Genomic DNA, 10027 nt, shown 5'->3' with positions numbered 1-10027 from the left:
GCTATATTGATGATGACGATGAATGGTGCACCCATTTAGGCTATTCATCTTTGTGGGTTAATTTTTATCATCGCCAGAATTTTTCATTACTTTGGCCTAAAACATAGAGAACGAACTTGGCGCCATTTTGGCCAAATAACGGCTTATAGTTCTATGATTTTGATGATCCTGGTTAACATTTATTATTTGCCTTGGATACAAATTTTTTCGTTTGATCTTTAATACAAGATTTATTTCATTAACATGGTCATCATTATACGCTTTGCCATGTTAATGAGTTTTAATTTATGTCCTCACATAAAATCTGTTAGAATTAATCACCGTTTTCTATTTAATTAATTCACAGGTTATGTCCAGCCAAATTTTAGATAAACAGAAAGATACCTTATTTGCCACTCCTATTGCCAATTTAGGTGATTGGCAATTTGATGAAAAAGTTGCCGAAGTCTTTCCTGATATGATCAAACGTTCTGTTCCTGGCTATTCAAATATTATTACTATGATTGGTATGCTCGCGACACGTTTCGTCACACCCAATAGCACTATTTATGATCTGGGCTGTTCTTTAGGCCAAGCGACATTATCAATTCGTCGTAATATTGAGGCTAAAAATTGTAAAATAATTGCTATTGATAATTCAGCGGCCATGATTGAGCGTTGCCAACGAAATATTGATGCTTACAAAGCGAATACGCCGGTTGAAATCATTACAGGCGATATTCTTGATATCAACATACAAAATGCCTCAATGGTGGTATTAAATTTTACCTTACAATTTATTGCGCCAAACGTTCGACAACAATTAATTAACCGGATCTACCAAGGACTAAATCCTGGTGGTGTCTTAGTGATATCAGAAAAATTTAATTTTAGCGACGAGAAAATTGGCAATTTACTGTTTAATATGCATTATGATTTCAAGCGTGCCAATGGCTATAGTAAATTAGAGATAAGTCAAAAACGCAATATGCTAGAAAATAGCATGTTAACGGACTCGATTAGCAAACATAAATCACGTTTGCTCGCAGCTGGGTTTAATCATTGTGACTTATGGTTTCAATGTTTCAATTTCGGTTCACTACTCGCTATCAAGGAACAAGTTTGATGATAGATTTTGGCCATTTTTATCAACAAATCGCCGTAGGATCACTTAGCCATTGGTTAGAAACACTGCCATGCCAAATTGAACAATGGAAAAAAACTACTCAACATGGGCAATTTAATTGTTGGCAAAAAATAGTGCAAAATCTGCCCGCTATGACACCCGCTCACTTAGATCTAAAAACCGCAGTAATAGCCAAAAATGAGTTACCACTTTGTTTAAAAGATAAGCAACGGATCACTTTACTGCTAAAAAGCCTAATGCCCTGGCGTAAAGGCCCATTTTCCCTTTACGATATTAATATTGATTGCGAATGGCGTTCGGACTGGAAATGGCAACGTATACTGCCTCATCTGTCATCATTAACAGATAAACAGGTACTTGATGTCGGCTGCGGTAATGGCTATCACATGCGGAGAATGGTTGGTGAAGGCGCAAAAACTGTCATCGGTATTGATCCTACCCAACTATTTTTATGTCAGTTTGAAGCGATACGTAAATTAATTGGCAATAATCAACAAGCACATCTATTGCCTCTAGGTATCGAACAACTACCGACCCTAGCTGCCTTTGATACTGTATTTTCAATGGGTGTACTTTATCATCGGTGTTCACCGTTAGATCATCTCTATCAGCTAAAAAATCAATTAGTTTCTGGTGGTGAGCTAGTACTGGAAAGTTTAGTTATTGAAGGTGATGAAAACCAATGCTTAATACCTGAAGAACGTTATGCTCAAATGCCTAATGTTTATTTTATTCCCTCAGCCAAAATGCTTAAAATCTGGCTAGAAAAGTGTGGCTTTTGCGATGTGCATATTGTTGATCAAACAGTAACAACCATACAAGAACAGCGAAAAACAGCCTGGATGGAAACCGAATCATTAGCAAATTTTCTTGACCCAAATAACATGCATTTGACAGTTGAAGGTTATCCGGCTCCTATACGCGCAACTTTAGTTGCCAAAAAAAAGTAAACTTGACGGTATTGAATACCGTCATTGCACTAAAGTTATAATCAGTCATTATTAGCAATCGCTAATAAAATTAGCAATCGCTAATAAATTTTTCATTGCTTCCACCACATCACTATCTGCACAATAATGAGTAAATTCATCTATCTCCATATTGGAACTCATCGTTACCCCTGCTTTGCGGTAGTTCATAGTCGATTTCATTACTCTCCCAGCAGATGTATGTACTTCCGGTAAACCTGCATCAATAAATTTCTGAAAATTTGCCAATTTCACCCCAGCACCGGCCATTATTATTGGCCCATTTGGAGTTTTACTAGATAATGCATTTAATTCTTTCAATAATGGTAAAACACATTCCGCATTGTGCTGCTGGCCTGAGGTTAATATACGGGCAACACTAAGTTCTGTCAGCTGTACATAGGCCTGTTTTGGGCTAATGCACACATCAAACGCACGATGAAAAGTAATCGCCATATCGCCAGATAATGCTTTTAAAATACGCATACGCCGTATATCAATATGCCCATGCTCTTCTCGATTCAATATGCCATATACCACACCAGGAAAACCTAACTGCTTGATAAATATAACATCATCTTTAATAGTTTCAAACTCACTATCGCTGTAACAAAAATCCCCTCCTCTAGGACGTACAATTGGATGAACGGGGATCTTTATCGTATCTTTAGTCTGTTTTAAACAACCATAACTAGGCGTTAATCCACCTTCAGCTGCGCTGGAAAAAAGTTCAATACGATCTGCGCCACATTTTTCCGAAATTAGCGCACATTCAGCTCCATAGCAGCAGATTTCCAAGGTTATCATAATACTGCCACCTCTGATTAATTATTGTTATTTCTATTTTTAATTATCAATTAATAAGCATACTATTCTGCAAATAAAATACTCGTTTTTCAAACAGTAATCGAAATAAGTAATTAATTTTAATGGAAAAGGATAATATTTTTTATAAAAGAACATTAACTTTTTATAACAAATTTTCAATATATTTTTAACTTTTCATGAAGATAAATTTTAATCTGGAAAATAAAGAGACTTAACATAGCCCTTTTTTTAAATTAATATTTCTAAGCAAAATTGCAATTTTAGCAGCCGTGTAATTTTTTAAAGTTAGATAAATCAAAAATCCTCTATTGTCATTTAGCAAGATGATAAAAAGCGATCTTATCTGATATTATTTTTACAATAGAGTTATCGATCAAATAGTTGATAGTAGCATCTGAATAGCTTTTTATGCTATAAAGCCAGCTATTTTTATCACGATCCTCATAGCTGTATCTGACTAAGTTGAATACGACAGCTATCTTCATCATTAAGGTAATCAGGTGAATATTCAGGCTTTCCTTTCAGAAAAAATTAATAATGCATTAATTGCCGCAGGGGCTCCTAAAGGTAGTGAGGCTCATATCCGCCCTTCAACAAAAGCCCAATTCGGTGATTACCAAGCTAATGGTGTCATGCCTGCAGCTAAAAAAATCGGCATTCCTCCACGTCAATTAGCTGAAAAAATGCTGCCGCTACTAAATCTGGAAAATATTGCCAGTAAAGTTGAAATAGCAGGACCCGGTTTTATTAATATTTTTCTTGATAAGCAATGGATAGCTGAACAAATTGAACTTACCTTGCAACATGAAAAATTGGCAATTAGCACCGTTACGCCACAAACCGTTATTATTGACTATTCCGCTCCCAATGTAGCAAAGCAGATGCATGTTGGTCATTTACGTTCTACTATCATTGGCGATGCTGTTGCTCGTACATTAGAGTTTTTAGGTCATAAAGTAATACGTGCTAACCATATCGGCGATTGGGGTACCCAGTTCGGTATGCTAATTGCGTACTTGGAAAAAGTTCAACAAGAAAATGCTACCGATATGGCTTTAACTGATCTCGAGACTTTCTATCGTGAAGCTAAAAAACATTATGATGAAGATAAAAATTTTGCTGAACTTGGACGTAATTATGTGGTTAAACTACAATCTGGTGATGAATATTGTCGGAAAATGTCGCGCAAATTGGTCGATATTACCATGGCGCAAAATCAACACACCTATCATCGTTTAAATGTCACACTGACGGAAGACGATGTGATGGGTGAAAGCTTATATAATAATATGCTGCCTGATATTGTCGCTGATTTAACAGCTAAAAAGTTAGCCGTTAAAAGTGATGGCGCTATGGTTGTCTATCTGGATGAATTTAAAAATAAAGACGGTGATGCCATGGGGGTTATCATCCAGAAAAAAGATGGTGGTTATCTTTATACGACAACAGATATTGCCTGCGCTAAATATCGTCATGAAATGTTACACGCTGATCGGGTGTTATATTATATAGATTCACGACAACATCAACATCTGATGCAAGCTTGGGCTATTGTGCGTAAAGCCGGTTATATTCCCGATACAATGTCATTAGAGCATCATATGTTCGGTATGATGCTAGGTAAAGATGGCAAACCGTTTAAAACTCGAGCCGGCGGAACGATCCGGCTCGCCGATTTACTTGATGAGGCAATTGAGCGTGCCAGTGATCTTATCCGGCAAAAAAATCCAGCAATGCCAGAAAACGAGTTACAATCGATTAGTCAAGCGGTGGGTATTGGTGCAGTAAAATATGCCGATCTATCGAAAAATCGTACCACTGATTATATTTTTGACTGGGACAATATGTTAGCGTTTGAAGGTAATACCGCGCCTTATATGCAATATGCTTATACCCGTGTGGCCTCCATTTTTAAACGGGCTAATATTAATCCAACAGCACTAATTGAGCCGGTGATTTTAGCAAATCAGTATGAACAAGCCTTAGCGACTCGTTTATTACAATTTGAAGAAACAATACTAACCGTTGCTCGCGACGGTTTACCCCATATTATGTGTGCTTACTTATATGATCTGGCAGGTTTATTTTCTAGTTTTTATGAACATTGCCCAATTTTAGGTGCAGAAAATAACGCATCAAAAGAAAGTCGATTAAAACTGGCATTACTGACGCAAAAAACCTTAAAAATTGGTTTAGATACATTAGGGATTGAAACGGTAGAAAAAATGTAATCCCTTATTAGACTATAGGCTGCCAGTAGTGCAGCCTGCTGTCCGTGATGCTGCTTAAGAGAAAATATTGTAGCGATAAAATGCAGACAGTTAAGCCAATATGATGCTCATAAAATAATAAAATAAAAGAAACAAACGATACGATCATTAATAATGCAACTATCGCAGTACATAAACCATATTTAAAATCGCTATCCATAACCTCACCTCACTATTCTCACTGTCTTAGTCATAAATTAATTAATGAAAAATCATTAAATGTCATAATATCATACAACAATAAAAGCTATTTTCTATTATATAGCTGGCCGACTTTAAAATGATTACAAGTAATTACTCTATATCAGTAAATTTATATTGGAGAAAAACATATATTTTGTAATCAAAATTAAGACGCTTAGCTATATCATCTAGTAAAGATTGATTAATACTTTTTTTACTGAAAATCAGACAAAATGATCAGTTTACTGATAACTTAATTATCTATTTTTATAGATCAATAACAACAGTAATTTTTAAACAATAGTAAAGCAATTGGGAATTGCTCAGGAGTCTTTATAATCATGGCAACAATTAAGGATGTGGCAAAGCTTGCGGGTGTTTCAACTACCACCGTATCACATGTAATTAACAATACCCGTTTTGTCGCCGAAGAGACAAAAACGATCGTCAGGGCAGCCATTAAAACACTTAATTACTCTCCCAGTGCCGTTGCTCGTAGTTTGAAAGTTAATCATACTAAATCCATTGGCTTATTAGGCACATCTAATGAAGCCCCTTACTTTGCAGAAGTCATTGGATCAGTCGAAAAAAACTGTTTTAGCCAAGGATATACATTGATCCTGTGCAATTCGCATAACAACCTAAATAAGCAACAAGTCTATTTACAAATGTTAGCGCAAAAACGGGTTGATGGTTTACTTGTCATGTGCTCAGAATACCCCAACCAGCTACTGCAGATGTTAGAGGGATACCGCAATATTCCAATGGTGGTGATGGATTGGGGGCTAGCCCATGGTGGTTTTACCGATGTGATCATTGATAATGCAGTTTATGGTGGCTATCTTGCCGGGCGTTATCTTATCGAACGAGGTCATCGTGATTTAGGTATTATCTCTGGACCATTAAAACGCAATACCGGCAATGGCCGGCGGCAAGGTTTTCTCAATGCCATGAAGGAAGCTAACATCCAACCACATAACGAATGGATTGTCGAGGGTGATTTCGAACTAGCTTCCGGTTACGAGGCGATGAAACAAATATTAAGTCACCAACAAAAACCGACTGCCATTTTCTGCTGTGGCGCTGATATTATGGCGATGGGGGCTATCAGCGCTGCGAATGAATTAGGAATTCGAGTGCCACAAGATATATCTATTATTGGCTACGACAATGTGCGTAATGCGTGTTTTTTTACCCCAGCATTAACTACCATTCATCAGCCGAAAGAACGCCTAGGCGAAATGGCCTTTACCATGCTGCTTGATCGCATTATTAATAAACGCCAGGATGCGCAAACGATTGAAATACACCCAGAGCTTATTGAACGTCGTTCAGTTGTCGATGGTCCATTTATTGACTACCGAAGATGATCGCCGGATTTAAACGCTATCAATCAGTTAACCATTCGGCATTGAGTGTTTCGCTATTACCTAAATAATCCAGTAGCCAACTCAATGTCGTGGAACGTTTTTCTTGATTCCATATGATACAGCACGGACTATCAGGTAAGGGTTGCTTAATCTGAAATTTCTTTAATTCATTTTTGAGATAAAGTTGCTCTACCCCATGTTTAGGCGCAAATCCTAAAGATAATCCATTTTTAAGCATGCTAAACCACTTTCCCAATCTTGGCACAATAAGCCTTTTTTGGTTATCTAATGCCCAAGTATCTCGTTTTGGTAAGTAGCGAGAAGTATCTTCTAAACATAAACTGGGATAGAGACGTAATTGTTGATCGCTAATTAGCCCGCTTATGTGCGCTAAAGGATGATTGATACTGACAACACATGACCAGGGCATAAATCCCATATCGCGGAAACTATATCTATCACGAATCGGTGACGCACGGGTTGCACCAATTGCTATATCCACTCGGCCATCGACTAACGCCTCCCATACACCATTATAAACTTCCTGCTGAATAAAAAGTTCGATATCAGAAAAATGGCGATAAAAATCTAATATTAATTGCAATATCCTATCTGGTTTAACTACCCGATCAATGGCAATACTAAATTGTCCATGCCAGCCATTTGCAATTTGTTGACACTGATGACGAGTTTCACGCATTGTTTTAATAATATTACGCGCATTTTTAACGAAGAATTTACCAGCATCAGTAAGTACAACATCACGATAACTCCGTTCAAATAAAGGAACCGCCAACCACTCCTCCAGTTGCTTTACAGTATAACTGACCGCAGAGGGAACTCTATGTAACTCGGTGGCAGCTGCACTAAAACTACCCGTTCTCTCAACGGCATCAATCACTTCCAGGGAATACTCTGACCACATAGCCCTTCACCTATCAAAATATTTGATAACAATATGCAAATAATAACGCTTCACAACAAAAATTCATCTCTTATACAATAAATAGGGATGTTAGATATTATTTAATTTATTGATACCATATGAATAAAAATAACCCCAATCAAGCCAATTTTGGCTTTATGCTTTATCTTGCTAGTTTAAGTATGCTCGGCTTTTTGGCCATTGATATGTACTTACCGGCTTTTAGTATAATGCAACAGCAACTTAACACCTCAGCAAATACCATTAGTGCAAGTCTTAGCCTATTTTTATGTGGCTTTGCCTTTGCGCAACTTAGTTGGGGGCCGCTTTCCGACCGTATTGGTAGAAAACCAGTTTTATTAATTGGCTTGTCTCTATTTATTATTAGTTTTCTGGCAACACTGTGGATCACTAACGGCACACAATTACTTATTGTGCGATTTATTCAAGGTGTTGGTGTTTGCTCAACCACAGTAATTTGGCAAGCTTTGGTCATCGATCGTTTTAGCGGTCAATATGCTAAACGGGTCTTTGCTACCATCATGCCTTTAGTTGCACTGTCGCCGGCATTAGCTCCCCTGTTAGGTGCCTGGCTTCTAACTGGTAACAACTGGAAAATGATATTTTTTGCCTTAGCTATCATTGGGATATTGCTTTTTCTGGCCACAATTTTGTTACAGAAAAAATATTCTGAAAAAACTGACAAAATAAAATCCACCACCACATTTATCACCTTTCTACATTCTGCTATTTTTAGCGGTAATGTATTAATTTATGCCGCCTGTAGCGCCGGTTTTTTGCCTGGCTAACGGGATCTCCCTTTATTTTAACTCAAATGGGATATGATCAGCAGGATATAGGCATCAGTTATATACCACAAACTATAGCTTTTATGTTCGGTGGCTATGGTGGGCGTTATTTAATAGCCAAAATCAAAAACCAAATCTTGCTACCAATTATTCTGATCGGTTATGGAATAAGTGTATTTGTCATTTTTATCCTTGCTATCTATTCACAACCTAATTTATTTGCTCTATTACTGCCTTTCTGTTGTATGGCGGTGATGAACGGAGCTTGCTATCCTATTGTGGCATCAAATGCATTAAGTGTCTTTCCTCAAGACAGTGGTAAAGCCGCCGCTTTACAAAATACTATCCAGCTTGGTTTATGTTTTGCCGCAAGTCTGGCAGTATCTAGCCTCATTGCCAATCCTTTATTAGCAACAAGCGGTGTTATGCTTGCCACTATTATTCCTCTGTTAATTGGTTACTGGCTGCAAAATAGAAAAGCTTCAATTAATACCAAGTCGGGAGCCTTCGAACAGTAGAAAAATTTTTTAACAAACCCATGTGAGAATCTCTGACGTCAACTGCCAAGGACTATTCTAGTCATGGGTAAAATTTTATTCATTGATAAAATGGGAAAGTCCAACTTTCCCATTTCAACAAAGATTGGGCGGCTTAAAATTACAATATAGCTAAGCGACTTAATTTTGATTACACCATATTGAGTGCGAACAAAATATCTGTGTCGCATCCGAGCGCTCTTTTTTTGCATTTAGCTTGTGCCCATTTATGTTCAATTGGATTAAGATCTGGCGAATAGGTAGGCAAATATTCCACCATATGCCCCGCATCGATGATGACTTGTTGAATACTCTGTTTCTTTTGAAAAGTTGCATTATCCATCATGATTACACTGTTTTTAGGAAGTACTGGGATAAGGACTTGGGTGACCCATGCATAGAAAACATCGCTGTTAATATTGATATCAAATAATCCGATAGCAAACAGCGTTGTGCCCAATAAAGCGCCGATAACATTTGTTCTTCCTTTAGCTCCCCAGTTCTTGAGACCAACACACCGTTGACCTTTCGGGGAATAGCCGTGAGTCCGCGGGGTATCGTGTGAAAAACCACTTTCATCAATAAAAACAATATGCTTGCCTTCTTTTTCATACTGTTGTTTTTTTGTTGAAACGTTTGTCGAGTGTTTTCGTCGGCTTTCGGATGACGTAGAGTTTTTTATAGGTCAATCCCATTTTTTTAAGAGCTTGCCAAATGGCCTTCTGACAAACGCCAAAACGCTCTGCACGCTCTTTTTGGTAAGCATCTGGATATTGTTCAACATCTTTTATCAACTCGGATTTATCGATTTTTCGCTGACGCGTAGTCGATGCTTTTGGCTCTATTTGATTAATCCAACGCGATACAGATGCAGAGCCAATCCGAAATTGCTTCGCTGTTTCTCGGATACTCAACCCTTCTTCTTCCATCGTAAATATCACTTTACGTCTAAAATCAATTGAATAGCTCATATAAATAATGTCATCAAAATTAAGTCGCTTAGCTATATTAT

At 37.4% G+C, this 10027-nt stretch carries 9 protein-coding genes and 1 pseudogene; 5 read left to right on the top strand and 5 right to left on the bottom strand.

Going from position 1 to position 10027, the window contains the following annotated elements:
- The first annotated feature begins 349 nt into the window (after positions 1–349).
- Positions 350–1105: a carboxy-S-adenosyl-L-methionine synthase CmoA gene (cmoA, locus tag ARSQ2_RS06965; RefSeq protein WP_181994838.1), complete on the top strand. Its 756-nt coding sequence runs from the start codon at positions 350–352 to the stop codon at positions 1103–1105.
- Positions 1105–2076 carry a tRNA 5-methoxyuridine(34)/uridine 5-oxyacetic acid(34) synthase CmoB gene (gene cmoB, locus ARSQ2_RS06960; protein ID WP_181994840.1) on the top strand — a complete coding sequence of 324 codons (972 nt, stop codon included), beginning with the start codon at positions 1105–1107 and terminating at the stop codon, positions 2074–2076. The genes cmoA and cmoB overlap by 1 nt, the downstream gene beginning before the upstream one ends.
- A gap of 51 nt (positions 2077–2127) precedes the next feature.
- Here the strand turns inward: cmoB and cutC are convergent, their stop codons facing one another.
- Positions 2128–2901, bottom strand: a complete 774-nt coding sequence (gene cutC, locus ARSQ2_RS06955; RefSeq protein WP_181994837.1) for a copper homeostasis protein CutC — start codon at positions 2899–2901, stop codon at positions 2128–2130.
- A 521-nt stretch (positions 2902–3422) separates the two neighbouring features.
- On the opposite strand from cutC, the gene argS reads away from it, so the two are divergent.
- Positions 3423–5153, top strand: coding sequence for an arginine--tRNA ligase (gene argS, locus ARSQ2_RS06950; protein ID WP_181994836.1), 1731 nt, complete (start codon positions 3423–3425; stop codon positions 5151–5153).
- A gap of 563 nt (positions 5154–5716) precedes the next feature.
- The gene (gene purR / locus ARSQ2_RS06945; protein ID WP_181994835.1) at positions 5717–6745 is read left to right on the top strand and encodes an HTH-type transcriptional repressor PurR; all 1029 of its coding nucleotides are present in this window, start codon (positions 5717–5719) and stop codon (positions 6743–6745) included.
- Positions 6746–6764: 19 nt separating this feature from the next.
- Here the strand turns inward: purR and punR are convergent, their stop codons facing one another.
- Entirely contained in the window at positions 6765–7670 is a 906-nt protein-coding gene (punR, locus tag ARSQ2_RS06940; protein ID WP_181994834.1) for a DNA-binding transcriptional activator PunR, read from the bottom strand.
- A gap of 119 nt (positions 7671–7789) precedes the next feature.
- On the opposite strand from punR, the pseudogene punC reads away from it, so the two are divergent.
- Positions 7790–8997: pseudogene (gene punC / locus ARSQ2_RS06935) on the top strand (purine nucleoside transporter PunC).
- A 38-nt stretch (positions 8998–9035) separates the two neighbouring features.
- Here the strand turns inward: punC and ARSQ2_RS06930 are convergent.
- The 3 genes from ARSQ2_RS06930 to ARSQ2_RS06920 form a co-directional block, all read right to left on the bottom strand.
- A complete protein-coding gene (locus tag ARSQ2_RS06930) occupies positions 9036–9227 on the bottom strand; it encodes a hypothetical protein (RefSeq protein WP_181994833.1) in 192 nt (63 codons plus the stop codon).
- Positions 9167–9697 carry an IS630 family transposase gene (locus tag ARSQ2_RS06925; RefSeq protein ID WP_338078264.1) on the bottom strand — a complete coding sequence of 177 codons (531 nt, stop codon included), beginning with the start codon at positions 9695–9697 and terminating at the stop codon, positions 9167–9169. Before ARSQ2_RS06925 ends, ARSQ2_RS06930 begins: the two co-directional genes overlap by 61 nt.
- Positions 9624–10027, bottom strand: a 404-nt coding sequence (locus ARSQ2_RS06920) for an IS630 transposase-related protein (RefSeq protein ID WP_238334287.1), incomplete at its 5' end; no start/stop codon positions are given. The genes ARSQ2_RS06920 and ARSQ2_RS06925, both read right to left, overlap by 74 nt.

It is taken from the genome of Arsenophonus endosymbiont of Bemisia tabaci Q2, from assembly GCF_902713415.1.
In the GTDB taxonomy this organism is placed as follows: Bacteria; Pseudomonadota; Gammaproteobacteria; order Enterobacterales; family Enterobacteriaceae; genus Arsenophonus.
Note: the sequence above shows the minus strand (reverse complement) of the source record. Positions and strands in the feature narration are given on the sequence as shown.